This window comes from Nonomuraea sp. NPDC050394 (assembly GCF_044459065.1).
Lineage (GTDB): Bacteria > Actinomycetota > Actinomycetes > Streptosporangiales > Streptosporangiaceae > Nonomuraea.
The window spans coordinates 19853-36624 of record NZ_JBITIO010000021.1 but is presented as its reverse complement, the minus strand read 5'-3'; the positions used below and the strand labels follow the sequence as shown (position 1 = coordinate 36624).

Annotated in this window: 17 protein-coding genes; 9 read left to right on the top strand and 8 right to left on the bottom strand. The window is 68.8% G+C overall.

Translation table 11 applies throughout. The features are described 5' to 3' along the window. Position 1: 1 nt before the first annotated feature. On the bottom strand, positions 2–1246 hold the full coding sequence (locus ACIBKY_RS48465) for a glycosyltransferase family 4 protein (RefSeq protein WP_397108308.1): 1245 nt from the start codon (positions 1244–1246) through the stop codon (positions 2–4). 248 nt (positions 1247–1494) lie between these two features. Between ACIBKY_RS48465 and ACIBKY_RS48460 the strand changes: the two genes are divergently transcribed. Then, positions 1495–2520, top strand: coding sequence for a GDP-mannose 4,6-dehydratase (locus ACIBKY_RS48460; protein WP_397108306.1), 1026 nt, complete (start codon positions 1495–1497; stop codon positions 2518–2520). A 671-nt stretch (positions 2521–3191) separates the two neighbouring features. On the opposite strand, the gene ACIBKY_RS48455 is transcribed toward ACIBKY_RS48460, so the two are convergent. The 4 genes from ACIBKY_RS48455 to ACIBKY_RS48440 form a co-directional block, all read right to left on the bottom strand. Continuing rightward, the gene (locus ACIBKY_RS48455; RefSeq protein ID WP_397108304.1) at positions 3192–3458 is read right to left on the bottom strand and encodes a DUF5615 family PIN-like protein; all 267 of its coding nucleotides are present in this window, start codon (positions 3456–3458) and stop codon (positions 3192–3194) included. Then, complete coding sequence (locus ACIBKY_RS48450) at positions 3455–3709, bottom strand: DUF433 domain-containing protein (protein ID WP_397108302.1); 255 nt, start codon at positions 3707–3709, stop codon at positions 3455–3457. The genes ACIBKY_RS48455 and ACIBKY_RS48450 overlap by 4 nt, the downstream gene beginning before the upstream one ends. Positions 3710–4296: 587 nt before the next feature. Continuing rightward, positions 4297–5136, bottom strand: coding sequence for a DUF559 domain-containing protein (locus ACIBKY_RS48445; RefSeq protein ID WP_397108300.1), 840 nt, complete (start codon positions 5134–5136; stop codon positions 4297–4299). A gap of 409 nt (positions 5137–5545) precedes the next feature. Continuing rightward, entirely contained in the window at positions 5546–6730 is a 1185-nt protein-coding gene (locus tag ACIBKY_RS48440; RefSeq protein ID WP_397108298.1) for a cytochrome P450, read from the bottom strand. Between the two features lie 354 nt (positions 6731–7084). Between ACIBKY_RS48440 and ACIBKY_RS48435 the strand changes: the two genes are divergently transcribed. From ACIBKY_RS48435 to ACIBKY_RS48400, 8 genes are read left to right on the top strand one after another with little or no spacing between them, the layout of a single operon-like run. After that, positions 7085–7930, top strand: coding sequence for a fumarylacetoacetate hydrolase family protein (locus ACIBKY_RS48435; protein WP_397108296.1), 846 nt, complete (start codon positions 7085–7087; stop codon positions 7928–7930). Then, entirely contained in the window at positions 7927–9222 is a 1296-nt protein-coding gene (locus tag ACIBKY_RS48430) for an L-fuconate dehydratase (RefSeq protein WP_397108294.1), read from the top strand. Before ACIBKY_RS48435 ends, ACIBKY_RS48430 begins: the two co-directional genes overlap by 4 nt. Beyond that, positions 9219–9953 (top strand): SDR family NAD(P)-dependent oxidoreductase, encoded by a 735-nt coding sequence (locus ACIBKY_RS48425; RefSeq protein WP_397108292.1) that lies wholly within the window; start codon positions 9219–9221, stop codon positions 9951–9953. The genes ACIBKY_RS48430 and ACIBKY_RS48425 overlap by 4 nt, the downstream gene beginning before the upstream one ends. A 37-nt stretch (positions 9954–9990) precedes the next feature. Continuing rightward, positions 9991–11013, top strand: a complete 1023-nt coding sequence (locus ACIBKY_RS48420) for a sugar ABC transporter substrate-binding protein (RefSeq protein WP_397108290.1) — start codon at positions 9991–9993, stop codon at positions 11011–11013. Next, a complete protein-coding gene (locus ACIBKY_RS48415) occupies positions 11013–12488 on the top strand; it encodes a sugar ABC transporter ATP-binding protein (RefSeq protein ID WP_397108288.1) in 1476 nt (491 codons plus the stop codon). The genes ACIBKY_RS48420 and ACIBKY_RS48415 overlap by 1 nt, the downstream gene beginning before the upstream one ends. A gap of 5 nt (positions 12489–12493) precedes the next feature. After that, positions 12494–13474: an ABC transporter permease gene (locus ACIBKY_RS48410; protein ID WP_397108286.1), complete on the top strand. Its 981-nt coding sequence runs from the start codon at positions 12494–12496 to the stop codon at positions 13472–13474. Then, positions 13474–13779 (top strand): L-rhamnose mutarotase, encoded by a 306-nt coding sequence (locus ACIBKY_RS48405; protein ID WP_397108284.1) that lies wholly within the window; start codon positions 13474–13476, stop codon positions 13777–13779. Before ACIBKY_RS48410 ends, ACIBKY_RS48405 begins: the two co-directional genes overlap by 1 nt. Continuing rightward, on the top strand, positions 13776–14678 hold the full coding sequence (locus tag ACIBKY_RS48400) for an aldo/keto reductase (protein WP_397108282.1): 903 nt from the start codon (positions 13776–13778) through the stop codon (positions 14676–14678). Before ACIBKY_RS48405 ends, ACIBKY_RS48400 begins: the two co-directional genes overlap by 4 nt. Here ACIBKY_RS48400 and ACIBKY_RS48395 read toward each other — a convergent pair. Genes ACIBKY_RS48395 through ACIBKY_RS48385 form a run of 3 tightly spaced genes read right to left on the bottom strand, consistent with a single transcriptional unit; the run spans position 14664 to position 16772 of the window. Next, on the bottom strand, positions 14664–15098 hold the full coding sequence (locus ACIBKY_RS48395; protein WP_397108280.1) for a GNAT family N-acetyltransferase: 435 nt from the start codon (positions 15096–15098) through the stop codon (positions 14664–14666). The genes ACIBKY_RS48400 and ACIBKY_RS48395 overlap by 15 nt on opposite strands. 16 nt (positions 15099–15114) lie before the next feature. Further along, entirely contained in the window at positions 15115–16062 is a 948-nt protein-coding gene (locus ACIBKY_RS48390) for a DNA polymerase ligase N-terminal domain-containing protein (RefSeq protein ID WP_397108278.1), read from the bottom strand. Positions 16063–16097: 35 nt separating this feature from the next. Then, complete coding sequence (locus ACIBKY_RS48385) at positions 16098–16772, bottom strand: FadR/GntR family transcriptional regulator (RefSeq protein WP_397108276.1); 675 nt, start codon at positions 16770–16772, stop codon at positions 16098–16100.

Here is a 16772-nt window from a genome sequence, read left to right as displayed (position 1 = left end):
GTCAGCGTGCTCCTCTGTTCTGGATGGCCTCTCGGTAGGCCTCGACGGTCCGCTTGGCGACGACGTGCCACGTGTAGCGCTCCATGACGCGGTCGTAACCGCGCCTGCCCACCGCCTCGCGCTCCTCGGGGGAGTCGTGCAGGCGGCGCAGCACCGAGGCCAGCTCCTCCGGGTCACCGGGCGCCACCTGGATGGCCGCGTCGCCCACGACCTCTGGCAATGCTCCGGTACGGCTGGCCACCAGCGGCGTCGCGCAGGCCATGTGCTCCACGGCCGGCAGCGAGAAGCCCTCGTACAGCGAGGGGACGACCGAGATCTCCGAGGTGGCGATCAGCTCGCCCAGCTCGTCGTCGGAGATGCCGTGCACGAACGTGACGCGGTCCTGGAGGCTGAGCTCCTGCACGAGCTGCTCGGTGGGGCCGCCGGGCGTGGGCTTGCTGACGACGGTCAGGGTGACGTCGCGTTCGGTCGCCAGCTTGGCCACGGCTCGGAGCAGGGTGGACACGCCCTTCATGGGCGAGTCGGCGCTGGCTACGGCGACGATCGAACCCTTTTTCCGGGGTTTTTCGGGCCTCGGGTGGAAATATCGGGTGTCGACGCCGAGGGGGATCAGGCGCATGTTGGCCTGCGGGACGTTGAAGTCGCGGTGGATGTCGGCCAGGCTCGACTCGCTCACCGTCAGGATCGGGCTCAGTCGCGGTGCGACCTTGGCCTGCATCTTCACGAACCCGTACCAGCGGCGCATGCTCAGCTTCTTGCCGCCCTTGGCCGCCTCCAGTTCGATGCGGCGATCCACGCTGATCGGGTGGTGGATGGTGCCGACGACCGGGAAGAGCTTCTGGATGCCGAGCAGGCCGTACCCGAGCGTCTGGTTGTCCTGGACGACGTCGAAGTCGCCTACGCGCTTCTTCAGCTCGCGGTAGGCGCGCAACGTGAAGGTCAGCGGTTCGGGGAAGCCCGCGGTCCACATGGTCCCGACTTCGAGCCAGTCGATCCAGTCGCGGTATTCGTGCAGTTTGGGGGTCCGGAACGGGTCTTCGTCGCGGTAGAGGTCGAGGCTCGGGACCTTGTTGAGGATCACACCCTCATCGAGCTCGGGGTACGGCTGGCCGGAGAAGACCTCGACATGGTGTCCGAGGGCGACGAGTTCGCGGCTCAGGTGCCGAAGGTAGACACCTTGACCGCCACAGGTCGGCTTGCTGCGGTAGGACAACAGCGCGATCCGCAGCGTGTCATTCACGGACACCCCTTTCTCCGCCGGTAGACACCTGAGACGGGCGTGTACCGTGAAAGATGACCTTAGTTGGAAAAGGCTACCATTCGGTAGGTCAGCTGGAATTGTTCCTACCCCGGCTCGCAGCCCTCGCGAACTGCGACGTTGGCGTGACCGAACGTAGTTCGGTGGAACCTGTTCTAGCTGGCTTGGTGCCGTTCGAGACGCGTAGCTGTACATTCCCGTCCCAACGGACGTGGTTGCGATAGTTGGAGGACCCGTTGGCCAGGCGCGCTCTGATCACCGGCATCACCGGCCAAGACGGTTCCTATCTGGCGGAGCACCTGCTCGCCCAGGGGTACGAGGTCTGGGGTCTGGCCCGAGGTCAGGCCAACCCGCGGGTGTCGCGCATGCGTAAGCTCCTCGCGGACGTCCAGGTGGTGCGGGGCGATCTGCTCGACCAGGGATCGCTGATCTCGGCGGTGGAACGCGTTCAGCCCGACGAGGTCTACAATCTGGGCGCCATCTCCTTCGTGCCCATGTCCTGGGAGCAGGCCGAGCTGACCGCCGAGGTCACCGGCATGGGCGTGCTGCGCATGCTGGAGGCCATCCGCGTGTGTTCAGGTATTTCCCGAGGTTCAAGCACCCGCTCCGGGCAGATGCGCTTTTATCAGGCTTCGTCCTCCGAAATGTTCGGCCAGGTCACCGAGACGCCCCAGACCGAGCGCACCGGCTTCCACCCCCGCTCGCCGTACGGCGTGGCCAAGGCCTACGGGCACTTCCTCACCCAGAACTACCGCGAGTCCTACGGCATGTACGCCGTCTCCGGCATCCTGTTCAACCACGAGTCCCCGCGCCGGGGCGCCGAGTTCGTCACCAGAAAGGTCACCCTGGGGGTGGCCCGCATCAAACTGGGCCTGGCCTCCGAGCTGCGGCTGGGCAACCTGGAGGCCCGCCGCGACTGGGGCTTCGCCGGCGACTACGTCCGCGCCATGCACCTCATGCTCCAGGCCGCCGCCCCAGAGGACTACGTGATCGGCACAGGCCGGATGAAGTCGGTACGCGAACTGGTCGAGGCCGCCTTCACCGCCGCCGGCCTGGACTGGGAGCAGTACGTCATCCGCGACCAGACCCTCCACCGCCCCGCCGAGGTGGACCTGCTGTGCGCCGACCCGAAAAAGGCCCGGGTACAGCTCGGCTGGGAACCCACCGTCTCCTTCGACGACCTGGTCGCCATGATGGTCGAATCCGACATCCGCCTCCTGTCCAACGGCGGCGACCCCGACCAGGACTCCTCCTGGCCGTAACCAACGGGCATCCCTTCGGCCGGGCTGTCTTCTGGGGCCGCCCGTTGCCCGGTTGGGTGGTCGGGCAGTTGGATCCCGCCCTGGCCAGTGGTGCTCCGCTTCGCGTGTGCTTCCAGTCGGGCTGGCGCCCGACCCCGTGTCGGTCCTCGCTGCGCTCGGCTCATTGATCGTGCGCCTTCGGCGCGGTGGCTGGCGCGCTTGTAGGGGTGTTTGCGCAGATGGGGACGCGGGGTGGCGGGCGACATCACATGATCAAAACTTCGGGACCGCCTTCCAGCATCTGTCATCATCCGGACTCAGGCCCGCGGCGGACGGCTCCAACGCAGGCGATCAGGAATGGCACGAAGAAGTGACAGAGCTGGAAGCGCCACTGATTGACCCGACAGCCGGCCTGCTCTCCCCGGTTGACGCGTATGCGCTCACAGGTCCCGGTTGAGAGGAGATCATCCGTGTGCGGCGCATGTTCACCGAAGAGATCGCCGAGCACGGAGGGCTACCCACGGTAAGGCCAACCAACAAGTGGCCCCGCAAGGGGTGACTGAGATCCAGTCAGCTGGCCTGGAGTCCGAGCGGCAGAATCGCCCCGCGTATCGGCTTGTCAGGGGAGACGGTGAACACCGTGTTGCCGTGCTTGTCGATCGCCTCACCGATGGCAGGCAGGTTAGGGATGACTATCTCGCCACCTGCTTGCTGGTGAGGGTGCGGAAATCCCGCAGGACAATCACAGAAGGGCAGGTGGCTCGCGACACCGCCAAGTACTTGGTCAACCGCTTGTCCGACGTCACCAGCACCCGGCCTTCCGCGCAGCACCACGCGAAGATCTCTTCATCGCCCCATCTGGCCATGCCAAGCGCGTCGGTGTGCATCGCGTCGATCCCTGCGCCCTTCAACAAACCCAGCAGCATCTGCTGGACGTTCTGGTCGAGGAGCCGCCTCACGCGGACTCCGCCATCGGCAGGTAGAACTCGCGCTGCATGAGAGACAGGGCGAACCGTAGTGCCTGCTGAATGTCCTCCGGCTCGATGAACGGGTACTCTGCGATGATCTGCTCATCGGTCCAGCCGTTGACGTGCAGCTCAACCAGGTGCTCGGCGGTAAAGCGGTAGCCGCGAATGCAGGGCTGGCCACCCATCTTGCCTGGCTCGACGGTCAGCCGGTCGAACCCCGGTACCGCCTGAATCGTCCCCATGTTCGCCTCCCGTATGGTTCCCCTTCGATTATCTCTTGGCCATCCTCATGACACGCCCGACTCCGGCAGGTACTTGTGCAGCACGTGCCGGCTCACCTTGAGCGTCCGTGCGAAGCCCGGCCTGGCGAGCGGTACCGGTTTGGCTTTCCGTCTTTTCGATCAACGTCTGTCACGGGTCGAACGACCCCTGATCTGGTCGGCTGGGCGGCCGCGGGCTCGCTGTCGAGCCGGTGACGGTGTTGCCCTCGCTTGATGGCGGGCCACAGGTAGGCCGGGTCCTCCAGGTCACTCAAGCGCGCGAGCTACGCGCCGCAGGCGCACTGTTAAGCGCCCGAGCGAAGCGAGGACCCTTGACCAGGGCGGGCTTCAACGGCCCAACCACCCAGCCGGGCAACGAGTGGGGCCCCAGAAGAACGCCCGACCGGAGGGCGGACTTTCAGCTCGACTGGAGAAACGCCTGACATCCCGAACGCGCGAAGCGCGCCCATGTGAAAGACCCTGCCTGTGGAGGTCCGGAGCGTCGGGGGTTTGCGGTGGTGGTGGAGGCGCGTGGTCACGGTCTGAGGCGGAAACGGGGGGCTGGGGCATCACGGTTTCCGGCGGAGGCGGGGGCGGGGGCCGTTGGGGTGGCGGCGGGCGGTGCGGATGTGGGACAGGATGCGGGTGGTCTCGTCGGGGTGGGGACGCCAGCCGCGTTCGATGAGGGAGTTGGCCACCTGCTCCAGGAGGTCGCCCATGCGGACGGGGACCACGTCGCGGCGGACGGGGATGATGCGCCAGCCCAGGGATTCCAAGCTTGCTCGGCGGGTGGCGTCTCTGGTGCGGTCTTCGGGGGACGAATGGTGGTCGCGGCCGTCGTATTCGACTGCCAGGTGGTAGTCGGGCCAGCCGAGGTCCAGGTAGGCGTGGCGGGAGCCGGGGAGGATCACGGGTATCTGGGTGGTGGGGCGGGGGAGGCCGGCCTCGACGAAGGCCACTCTCAGGCGGCTTTCTCTGGGGGACGCGGCTCCGCTGTCGGCCATGCTCAGGGTTTCCAGCAGGTGGATGAAGGCGGTCGCCTGGGTGCGGAGGTCGGCGATGTTCACGCCTCGCCTCAGAAACTGGTCGACGATGGTGATGCCGTCGATTCTGGGGAGGGTTCGGGCGCAGTCCAGGGCGGTGCGTTCCGGGGTGGTCAGGCGGATGCCCTTGATGGTGGTGGTGTCGGCCGGCGGGAGCGACAGCTCGTACGACTGACAGCCGGGGATGTCCACGTGGATCGGGATGGCCAGTTCTACCGGCCAGTCCTGCTCGCGTGTGCCGTCGGGCATGGCTTGCAGGCCCCAGACGTGCGCGGCAGTGCGGCGGCAGGCCACTGCGCTTGGGACCAGCTGGGTGAGCAGGCGGGTGCGGTTGAGGAGGGAACCCGTGGTGAGGGTGTCGGTCACGGGTTCAGGGTGGCTTGTGGGGGCCGGGTGTGGTGGGGGCGAACGGGGTTCTGTGGAGGGCGAGCGGGTTTCCACAGCCCCACGGTCGGATCCGGCACGGTTTCGCCTAAGGCAGTGAGACTCGGCCACCATGCCGGACGATCCCCGACGCTGAGGAACCCGCTGTCGCGACCCGGAGGGCGGCACGGCACCCCCGAGGTGGTTTCGCCGCTCGGGCGCCGCGTGCGGTGGATGGGCGCGTTGAGGTCGGCCAAGTGGCGGTGTGGGGCGTGTCTCTGTGAGGTGGGATGGGCGCGCCTCTGCGAGGCGGGTCCGGGGCTCGCTGCAGGGGCGTGGGCGGGGTAGGGGCGCCTTTGCGAAAGCGGGATGGGGGCGCGGGGAGGGCCCTTCGGGGCGAGGTGAAGGAGCGCTAGTTGAGTCGTACGGGGAGTTCCTTGATGCCGTTGATGAAGTTCGAGCGCAAGCGCCGCACCTCCCCCGTCCGCCGCAGCCGCGGAAACCGCACCGCCAGTTGCTCGAACAGCACCCGCAGCTCCAGCTTCGCCAGATGGTTCCCCAGGCAGAAGTGCGCCCCGCCGCCCCCGAATCCGATGTGCGGATTGGGGTCGCGCCCGATGTCGAAGGTGTGGGGCTGCGCGAACGCCGAAGAGTCCCGGTTGGCCGACGAATAGAACACGACGACCTTGTCGTCCTCGCGGATCTGCTGCCCGGACAGCAGCACATCCGCGGTGGCCGTGCGGCGGAAGAGGTTCACGGGCGAGACCCAGCGCACGATCTCGTCGGCGGCGGTGCGGGACAGCGCGGGGTCGGCCACCAGGCGGGACCACTGTTCCGGGTGGTCGAAGAGGGCGAGCATGCCGCCGGACGCCGCGTTGCGTGTGGTCTCGTTCCCGGCCACCACCAGCAACAACACGAACAGGTCGAACTCGTTCTCGTCGAGCGTCTCGCCGTTCTCGTCGGGCTGGATGAGCTTGGTGACGATGTCGTTGCGCGGCGCGCCGCGGCGCTGGGCGGCGAGCTGGTTGGCGTAGGCGTAGACCTCCATGGCCGCCGCGCCGCCCTCCTCGGGGGAGGCGGCGTAGTCGGGGTCCTGGGCGCCGATCATCTTGTTGGACCAGGTGAACACCTTGTCCCGGTCGGCCACCGGCGCGCCGAGCAGCTCGCAGATCACGTACAGGGGCAGGGGCGCGGCGAGCTCGGTGACGAAGTCGACCTCGCCGGAGCACTTGTCGAGGAGGTCGTCGCAGATGTCGCGGATGTGGGGTTCGAGGGCGTTCATGGTACGCGGCGTGAATCCCCGGTTGACCAGCGAACGGCGCCGCGTGTGCTCGGGCGGGTCCTGGTTGAGCATCATCAGGCGCTGCATGGCCCGCTGCTCTTCCGGCATCTCGTTGAACAGCGCCAGCCGCCGCGAGGAGGAGAACAACTCGGAGTGCCGCGAGACGTGCACGACGTCGTCGTACCGGGTGACCGCCCAGAAGCCGGGTTCGCCGGGATGCCAGTGAACGGGATCATGTTCACGCAGCCACCGGAGCTGCTCGTGTGGCGGTCCAGAATCGGCGTACCGGTCCTGGTCAACGAGGTCAATGAGCACCCGCTCCACCCCTTTGATCTAGCGCTTGGTCAGTCACCGCACTGAAACGTGTTCTATTACGCGACGCCCGCCACGTCAACCCACCCTCATCGGGTACGGCCCGCCGAAACGCCCGGCAAGGTAGGAGGTCTGCCTCAAGCCCAAGAACGGGCCACCTCCGATGTTTCCGGGTGCATCAGGGGCGGCTGCGGCACGAGTGACGCACCGTGCACGACAGTGCAACCGGTTGCACACGAACGCGAGAAATCCCGAGGTCACGGATCGGATGTATACGCAGCCGCCGACTTGACAGGTCCTCACCCTGGTACGAGCATCAGAGGTCGAGACATCCGATGTATAGCTAAGGGATGCGGTGTGAAGCTGCTGCGAGTTGGACCTGTCGGCCAGGAGCGCCCGGTGGTGATGGACGCCGCCGGTGACCTGCGCGACATAGGAGAGCCCGAGATCGACGGGGCTTTCTTCGCTTCCGGGGGAGTGGCGCGCGTCCGCGACGCGCTGGACGGCGGCCGGCTGCCGCTGTTCGAGGGGAAGGGCCTGCGGATCGGGGCGCCCGTCGCCCGGCCCGGGAAGATCGTCTGCATCGGGCTGAACTACCGCGACCACGCCGCCGAGTCCGGCGCCCAGGAGCCGGAGGAGCCGGTCGTCTTCATGAAGGCGCCCAACACCGTGGTCGGCCCCGACGACGAGGTGCTGGTGCCGCGCGGGTCCGTCAAGACCGACTGGGAGGTCGAGCTCGCCGTGGTCATCGGCAAGACGGCGCGCTACCTGGACGGCCGCGAGGCCGCGCTCGACGTGATCGCCGGCTACGCGATCTCCAATGACGTGTCCGAGCGGGAGTTCCAGCTGGAGCGCGGCGGCCAGTGGGACAAGGGCAAGTCGTGTGAGACGTTCAACCCGCTCGGCCCCTGGCTGGTCACCGCGGACGAGGTGGGCGACCCGCAGAACCTGGCCATGCGCCTGTGGATCAACGGCGAGCGGCGCCAGGACGGCAACACCAAGAACATGATCTTCGACGTGGCGGAGGTCGTGCGGTACCTGAGCCAGTTCATGGTGCTGGAGGCGGGTGACGTGGTCAACACGGGCACTCCGGCCGGGGTGGCGCTGGGGCTGCCCGGCCAGCCGTACCTGCGGGCCGGTGACGTCATGGAGCTGGAGATCGCCGGTCTCGGCCGCCAGCGCCAGAGGGTGGGCCAGGCATGACGGCGGCGCCGTACCGGATCGTGGAGATGGAGACCCACGACATCCGCTTCCCGACCTCGCGGGAGCTGGATGGGTCTGACGCGATGAATCCGGACCCGGACTACTCCGCCGCCTATGTGGTGCTCAAGACCGATGACGGGTTCGAGGGGCACGGGTTCGCGTTCACGATCGGGCGGGGCAACGACGTCCAGACGGCGGCCATCGGCGCGCTGAAGCCGTACGTGATCGGCAGGGACGCCGAGGACCTCGGGACGTTGTACAAGGAGCTGGTCAACGACTCGCAGCTGCGGTGGCTGGGGCCCGAGAAGGGCGTCATGCACATGGCGATCTCCGCCGTCGTCAACGCGCTGTGGGACCTCAAGGCCAAGAGGTACGGCAAGCCGCTCTGGCGACTGTTGTCCGAGATGTCCCCCGAGGAGATCGTGGACCTGGTCGACTTCCGCTACCTGAGCGACGCCCTCACCCCGGACGAAGCCCTCCAGATCCTGAAGAAGGCGGAGCCGGCCCGTTCTGCCCACGCCGCCAAGCTGCAGGCCGACGGCTACCCCGCCTACACCACCTCGCCCGGCTGGCTCGGCTACGACGACGACAAGCTCCGCCGCCTCTGCAAGGAGGCGCTCGACCAGGGCTTCAAGCAGATCAAGCTCAAGGTCGGCGCCGACCTCGAAGACGACATCCGCCGTTTCCGCACCGCCCGCGAGGTCTGCGGCCCCGACTTCCCCATCGCCATCGACGCCAACCAGCGCTGGGACGTCGCCTCGGCCATCGCGTGGGTGAACGAGCTGCGCGAGTTCACGCCCCACTGGGTCGAGGAGCCCACCAGCCCCGACGACGTGCTCGGCCACGCGGCGATCGCCCAGGGCATCCGCCCGATCCCGGTCGCCACCGGCGAGCACGTGCAGAACCGCATCGTCTTCAAGCAACTCCTTCAGGCCGGCGCCATCTCCTACCTGCAGCTCGACTCGGCCAGGGTGGGCGGGGTGAACGAGAACATCGCGATCCTGCTGCTCGCGGCCAAGTTCGGGGTGCCGGTCTGCCCGCACGCGGGCGGGGTGGGGCTGTGCGAGCTGGTGCAGCACCTGGCGATGTTCGACTACGTCGCGGTGAGCGGCTCGCTGGACGGCCGGGTCATCGAGTACGTGGACCACCTTCACGAGCACTTCGCCGACCCCGTCGTGATCGAGAACGGCAACTACGTGGCGCCGTCCATGCCGGGATTCAGCGCGGAGATGCACCCCGAGTCGATCGCCGCCCACGTCTATCCGGGCGGCGAAGTATGGAGGGACCAGTGAGCCTCAAGGCCATCGTCACCGGCGGCGGCTCCGGCATCGGCCTGGCCGCGGCGACCGCGCTGGCCGCGAAGGGGATGACCGTCGCCTGCCTGGACATCAATCCGCCCGGCGAGCCCTTTATCGGGATAAAGGCGGATGTGACGGATGATGCCCAGGTACGCGCGGCCATCGCCGAAGCGGCCGACTGGCTCGGCGGCATCGACGTCCTGATCAACAACGCCGGAATCGGGGCCCAGGGCACCATCGAGGACAACCCTGACGAGGAGTGGCGGAAGGTCTTCGACGTCAACGTCCTCGGCATGGTCAGGGTGGCCAGGGCGGCGCTGCCGTACCTCAGGAGGAGCGAGAACGCCGCGATCGTCAACACGTGCTCGATCGCGGCCACCGCTGGCCTGCCCAACCGCGCGCTCTACAGCGCCACCAAGGGCGCGGTCATGTCGCTGACGCTGGCGATGGCCGCCGACCACGTCCGCGAGGGCATCCGCGTCAACTGCGTCAACCCGGGCACCGCGGACACCCCCTGGGTGGCCAGGCTGCTCGACGCCGCCGACGACCCCGAGGCCGAGCGCCGCGCGCTCAACGCCAGGCAGCCGATGGGCCGCCTGGTCAGCGCCGAGGAGGTCGCCGCGGCCATCGCCTACCTGGCCGGTCCCGAGGCCGCCGCGACTACGGGCACGGTGCTCGCGGTCGACGGCGGCATGCACGGATTGAGGTTGCGCCCGGCCACCTAGCCAAGGAACACCCCCCAACGAACAGGATCTCTGGCACATGAAGATCGGATCCGTGGTCGCCTCGGCGGCTCTTCTCACGATCGTTACGGCCTGCGGCTCGACCGGCGCCCCGGCCGCGGGCGGAGCCGGCGGCAAGGTCGGCATCGACCACCCGCGGGCCGACTCCGACTTCTGGAACTCCTACATGAAGTACGTCGACCAGATGGCCACCGAGCTCAAGGTCGACAAGCTGAACCCGACCAACTCCCAGAACGACGTCTCCAAGCTGGTAAGCAACGTCCAGGCGCTGACCGGCCAGGGCGCCAAGGCGATCGTGATGGCCCCCCAGGACACCGGCGCCATCGCCACCACGCTCCAGCAACTGGAGAACAAGAAGATCCCGGTCGTCTCCGTGGACACCCGCCCCGACAAGGGCAAGGTCTTCATGGTGGTACGCGCAGACAACCGCGCGTACGGCACCAAGGCCTGCGAGTTCCTGGGCGGGAAGCTGGGCGGCAAGGGCAAGGTCGTCCAGCTCCAGGGCGCCCTCGGCTCGATCAACGGCCGCGACCGCTCCGAGGCGTTCGCGGAGTGCATGAAGAGCAAGTTCCCCGGCATCACGGTATTCAGCGAGCCGACGGAGTGGGAGGGCAGCAAGGCCGCGTCCATGCTGCAGACCCGCCTGGAGCAGAATCCGGATGTCAAGGGCATCTACATGCACGCGGGCGGCGTCCACCTGGCCCCGACGCTGCAGGTGCTGAAGACCAAGGGCCTGCTCGTCCCGCCGGACGACCCCAAGCACGTCTTCGTCGTCTCCAACGACGGCATCCCGCAGGAGTTCGAGGCGATCCGCAAGGGCGACATCGACGCGACGGTCTCACAGCCGGCCGACCTCTACGCCAAGTACGCGCTGTTCTACGCCAAGGCGGCGACCGAGGGCAAGACGTTCAAGCCTGGACCGACCGACCACGACAGCACGATCATCGAGCTGCCGAACGGCCTGGAGGACCAGCTTCCCGCCCCGCTTGTCACCAAGGAGAACGTGGATGATCAGAAGCTTTGGGGTAACCAGGTCAAGTAATGAAATTTCACGCTGAAGCCCGAAATATCACGAAGCGTTTCGGACCCACGACCGCGCTGAACAACGCGGGCATCGAGATCGCCCCGGGCCAGACCCACGCGCTCGTCGGCAGGAACGGCGCGGGCAAGTCCACGCTCGTGTCGATCCTGACCGGGCTCCAGCGCCCCGACCAGGGCGAGGTGCTGTTCGCCGGCGAGGCCGCCCCCGCGCTCGCCGACCGGGACGCCTGGCGGCGGCGGGTGGCCTGCGTCTACCAGAAGTCCACGATCATCCCTGCCTTGACCGTCGCGGAGAACCTCTTCCTCAACCGCCAGGGCCGCTACGTCAAGTGGCGCGAACTGCGCTCCAAGGCCCGCGACCTGCTGGCCACCTACGAGGTGGACGTCGACGCCGAGGCGCTGGCCGGCGACCTCGGCGTCGAGCAGCGCCAGCTCGTGGAGATCGCCCGCGCGCTGTCGTTCGGGGCCACGTTCATCATCCTCGACGAACCCACCGCCCGCCTGGACGGCCCGGCCATCGAGCGGCTGTTCACCCGCATGCGGACGCTGCGCGAGCAGGGCGTGACGATGATGTACATCTCCCACCACCTCGACGAGGTCTACGAGATCTGCCAGAGCGTCACCGTCTTCCGCGACGCCCGGCACGTCATGACCAGGCCGGTCGCCGACCTGCCGCACGACGAACTGGTCTCGGCGATGACCGGCGATGCCGCGGCCGTCGCCCACCGGACCGGGCGGCGTGCGCCCGGCGACCTGGTGGTCCTGGAGGCGACGGGCCTGTCCCTGCGCGGACGCTACGAAGGCGTCGGCCTGAGCGTGCGCGCGGGAGAGGTGGTCGGCCTGGCCGGCTCGGCGAGCAGCGGCAAGATCGGCCTGGCCGAGACGCTGGCCGGGCTGCGCAGGCCCGACACCGGCCGGATCACGGTCAACGGCAGGCGGCCCAAGCCCGGCGACGTCCCCGCGTTCCTGGCCGCCGGGCTCGGATGCGTGCCGGAGGACCGGCACCACGAAGGGTTCGTCCCCCAGCTGTCGGTGGGCGAGAACAGCACGATGCCGGTCATGCGCAGGCTGGGCAGGTTCGGCATGGTCTCGCCAGGGCGGCGCCGTACCCGGGCGAAGCAGATGATCAGGGATCTCGACATCAAGACCGGCGGGCCCGAGCAACCCGTCGCCGAGCTGTCGGGCGGGAACGCGCAGAAGGTCGTCTTCGCCCGCGCACTCGTGGACGACCCCACCGCGCTGGTCGTCATGAACCCCACCGCGGGGGTCGACGTGAAGTCCAGGCAGGCACTGCTGGGCGCGGTCGAGGACGCGGTCGAGCGGGGCGCGGGGGCGGTGCTGGTCTCCGACGAGCTCGACGACCTGCGGATCTGCGACCGGGTGCTGGTGATGTTCCACGGCAGGATCGTCAAGGACGTGGCGCGCGGCTGGACCGACCACGAGCTCGTGGCCGTCATGGAAGGCATCGAAGAGTGACCGTTGTGACCGCTCGGGCGCCGAAGCCGCGGCTGGCCCGCTTCCGCGACCTGACCCTCGTGCCGGTGATCGTGCTCCTGCTCGTCGTGGGCGCGTTCACCGACCCGGTCTTCCTGACCGGCGGCAACATCAGCAACATCCTGCAGCAGCAGGCCTCGATCTCGCTGCTGGTGCTGGCCGAGGCGATGATCCTGATCGCCGGGAAGTTCGACCTGTCGCTGGAGTCGACGGTCGGCACCGCGCCGGCGATCGCGGTGATGCTGGTCATCCCCGCGGCGGCGGGCGGATTCGGGCTCGGGGTGCCGGGCGCGCTGGTGATCCCGCTGGCGTTGCTCGTGGGCGCGGCCATCGGGGCCTTCAACGGATTCCTGATCATCAGGTTCCAGTTGTCGGCGTTCATCGTCACGCTGGCCATGCTGATCATCGTGCACGGCCTGCTGCTCGGCCCGACCGAGGGCAAGACGCTCTTCCAGCTGCCCGACTCCATCCTCTACCTGGGCAGCGTCACGTGGCTGGGGTTCCCGGCGGCGATCTGGATCGCCGGGGTGCTGTTCGCCGCGGGCATCTTCGTCCTGGGCTACACCCGCGTCGGCCGTTCGCTGTACGCGATCGGCGGCAACGCCGACGCCGCCCGCGCCGCGGGCATCCGGGTGCACAGGGTCCTGTTCGGCGTCTTCGTCGCCGGCGGCATGCTGGCGGCGCTGGCGGGCATCCTGGAGACGGGCCGGCTGGGCGCCATCGGCAGCAACATGGGCGTCGGCTGGATCTTCATGGTCTTCGCCGCCGCCGTCATCGGCGGCGTCAGCATGGACGGCGGCAAGGGCACGATCCTCGGCGCGCTCACCGGCGTGCTGGTGATCGGCCTGGTGCAGAACATCCTCACGCTCAAGGGCGTCTCCGGCTTCTGGCAGCCGGTCGTCTACGGCGCGATCATCCTCATCGCACTCATGATCAGCCGCATCGCCGGCGGAAAGGCTCAGGACTGATGGAACGGCTCGCGCTGCGCTCCCGGCTCAAACCCGGCGCCGAGGAGCTTTACGACCGCGAGCACGCGGCCATCCCGGCCGAGCTGGAGGCGGCGATGCGCGAGCACGGCGTGCGGTCCTGGCGCATCTGGCGCGAGGGACTTGACCTGTTCCACCTGGTCGAGGTCGAGGACTACGCCGCGTTCCAGGCGGCGATGAAGGACCATCCCGCCGACCGGGCCTGGCAGGCGAAGATGAACAGGCTGCTCGACGGCGACTTCGACAAGGACTCCGGCGGCCTGCGCCTGGTCTGGGAGATGACATGAAACTTCCTGACTTCGGGCTTGGCGGCGCGCCGCTCGGCAACCTGTTCACCGCCGTCACGGACGAGCAGGCCCGCGCCACGGTCGACGCCGCGTGGGAGGCGGGCGTGCGGCTGTTCGACACCGCGCCCCACTACGGCCTGGGCCTGTCCGAGCGCCGCCTGGGCGCCGCCCTGGCCGGACGCGACGGGTACGTGCTGTCCACCAAGGTCGGCCGCCGCCTGGTGCCCGCCGACCCGGCCAGGGACGACGAGGGCTTCGACGTCGTCGCCGCCGAGCGCCGCGTGTGGGACTTCTCGCGCGACGGCGTGCGCCGTTCCCTCGACGAGTCCTTGGTACGGCTCGGCCTCGACCACGTGGACGTGGCCCTGATCCACGACCCCGACGCCCACACCGGCCAGGCGCTGGCCGAGGCGTACCCGGCGCTGGAGGAACTGCGCGCCCAGGGCGTGGTCAAGGCCATCGGCCTCGGCATGAACCAGTGGCAGGTGCCCGCCAGGTTCGTCCGCGACACCGACATCGACGTGGTCATGCTGGCCGGCCGCTACACCCTGCTCGACCGCTCCGGCCTGCCGCTGCTGGAGGCCTGCGCGGCCAAGGGCGTCAAGGTGCTGGCCGCGGGCGTCTTCAACAGCGGCATGCTGGCCACCGACGAGCCCGGCGGCACCTTCGACTACCGGCCGGCCGCCGCGCCGCTCCTGGAGCGGGCCCGACGGCTGGCCGCTGTCTGCGCGCGGCACGGCGTCACGCTGCCCCAGGCCGCGATGGCCTTCCCGGCGCGGCACCCGGCCGTCGCGACCGTCGTGCTCGGCGCCCGCTCGGCCGATGAGGTACGCCGCAACGCCGCTCTGTGGGCCGAGCCGGTGCCGGAGGAACTGTGGGCGGAGCTAGAGCTCGTATGAGGTGATCCACAGGCCCGGGATCACCTCGGCGTCACCGGTGTTCGTGAACCCGAGGCGCTCGTACAGGGTGCGCGCGGGCGTGTTGTCCCGGCCGGTGGAGACGATCACCTTGCGGCCGCCGGCTCGGGCCAGCACCTCCTTGACCAGCGTGCGGCCGATGCCCTGCCGCAGCGCGCCGGGGTCCACGACCAGCCGGTTGATGTCGACCAGGCCGGCGCTCTCCTCCCAGGCGACCGCTCCGGTCAGCGTTCCCTCGTCGTCGAAGGCGCCCAGCCAGCTGAGCGGCTCGCCCTGGAGGCCCGCGAGGTCCTCGTGGAGCGGCGGGATGCGGTCGTCGCCGATGATCTCGGCCTCGATGGCGTAGGCGGCGTGCTGGAGGTCGAGGAGCCGCTGGTCGGGCGTGATGCTGGTGAGGTGCACGTGCCGATTATGTCTGTCATGTGGGGATGAACGCCCACCATTTTGAGGGACCCGGCTCGTAGGGGGAGTCCAGGCGCTTGCCGACGACTCCGGGCAGGCTCTGTTCGCGGGCGGCCTGCCGTATCGGCTGGGCCGGGGCGGGCCAGGATGGGGCGGTCTGCCAGCGCGCGCCCGAGATGTCCAGAGCGTCCAGGGCCGCGCGGCGCTCGGTGAACGGCCCGGCCACCAGGGAGTGGCCGTCGTCGTAGAGCAGATCGGTGCAGACCAGGATCTCCGTGCCGCCCAGCCGGACGATCTCGCCGTCGAGGACCGCGCTCCTGCTGCCGAACGCCTCGGCCATCGGGCGCAGCCAGGGGAACTCGCGGGCCAGGTCGGTGCGCCCGCCGTCCACGTGGACCAGCACGCGGCGGCCGCCCCAGGCGAACTCGAAGGCGTAGGCGTCCTGGTCGCGGGGGAGTTTGGCGCGTCTGACCGGCAGCATAGGCTCCAGCGGCGGCAGCGGGTCCACGGCCGGCGGGTCCATGCGGTGGATCATCCAGTTCTTGCCGCCGGTCCTGAACAGCACGTACCGGCCCTGGGCGCGCTCGCCGTGCAGCACCACCTTGACCTCGCGCTCCGACCATTTCTCCGTGTCGTAGGTGCCGGTGTCCCAGATCGTCATGCTGCCCGCGCCGTACTCGCCGGTGGGGATCTCGCCGTGGAAGCCGAGGTACTCCATCGGGTGGTCCTCGGTGTGCACGGCCAGGTGGTTGACCCGCGGGTCGGCGGGCAGCCCCTTCGGGACCGCCCAGGAGACGAGCACGCCGTCGCGCTCCAGGCGCAGGTCCCAGTGCAGTGACCGCGCGTGGTGCTCCTGGATCACGAACGCGCGGTCGTCTCCCGGCTCGGGTTGTCGCCGGGGGACGGGCTCGGGGGTACGGCTGGCGTCCCGCTTACTCCGATATTTCGCGAGTTTGTCGGCCACGCACCGTACCTACCCGGCGCTCGTCCCCCGATTCTTCAGTCGAGTGCCTTGCGCAGCCACGCCTCGACGCCGGCCACGTGGACCGTGGCCCAGGAACGTGCCACATCCGGCTGGCGGGCGGCGATGGCGTCGTAGATGGCGGTGTGCTGCTCCATCGTCTTCTCCAGCGCCCCCTCCTGGGTGAGGCCGCGCCAGATGCGCGCGCGGTGGGTCGGGCCGGCCAGGCTCTCGATGAACGAGCACAGCACGTTGTTGCCGGAACCCCGGGCGATGCGCTGGTGGAAGGTCAGGTCGTTGTCGACCAGTTCCTCGATCGTGGGGTCCTTGGGCAGCGAGCGGAGTACCTCGCCCAGTTCCTCGACGTCGGCGTCGCTCATCTGGACCGCGGCCATGGCTGTGGCGGCGGGTTCCAGGATGCGGCGTACCTCGAAGAACTGGATGACGGTGTCGTCGCGGTGCAGGTCGAGCACGAACGACATGGTGTCCAGCAGGAGCCGGGGCTCCAGGCTGGTGACGTAGGTGCCGTCGCCCTGCCGTACGTCCAGGACGTTGATGAGCGCCAGCGCGCGTACGGCCTCGCGCAGCGAGTTGCGGGACAGGCCCAGCCGTTCGGCGAGATCGGCCTCTTTGGGGAGCCGGTCGCCGGGGGCGAGCTCGCCCGAGAGGATCATCTGCTTGATCTTGTCGATCGCAGCGTCGGTGACCGCCAC

What these genes read in the sequence shown, in the direction of transcription:
- ACIBKY_RS48450 (WP_397108302.1), bottom strand. Translation starts at nt 3,709, where the DNA reads ATGGGGACGATTCAGGCGGTACCGGGGTTCGACCGGCTGACCGTCGAG.
- ACIBKY_RS48430 (WP_397108294.1), top strand. Translation starts at nt 7,927, where the DNA reads ATGACGGCGGCGCCGTACCGGATCGTGGAGATGGAGACCCACGACATC.
- ACIBKY_RS48420 (WP_397108290.1), top strand. Translation starts at nt 9,991, where the DNA reads ATGAAGATCGGATCCGTGGTCGCCTCGGCGGCTCTTCTCACGATCGTT.
- ACIBKY_RS48415 (WP_397108288.1), top strand. Translation starts at nt 11,013, where the DNA reads ATGAAATTTCACGCTGAAGCCCGAAATATCACGAAGCGTTTCGGACCC.
- ACIBKY_RS48405 (WP_397108284.1), top strand. Translation starts at nt 13,474, where the DNA reads ATGGAACGGCTCGCGCTGCGCTCCCGGCTCAAACCCGGCGCCGAGGAG.
- ACIBKY_RS48400 (WP_397108282.1), top strand. Translation starts at nt 13,776, where the DNA reads ATGAAACTTCCTGACTTCGGGCTTGGCGGCGCGCCGCTCGGCAACCTG.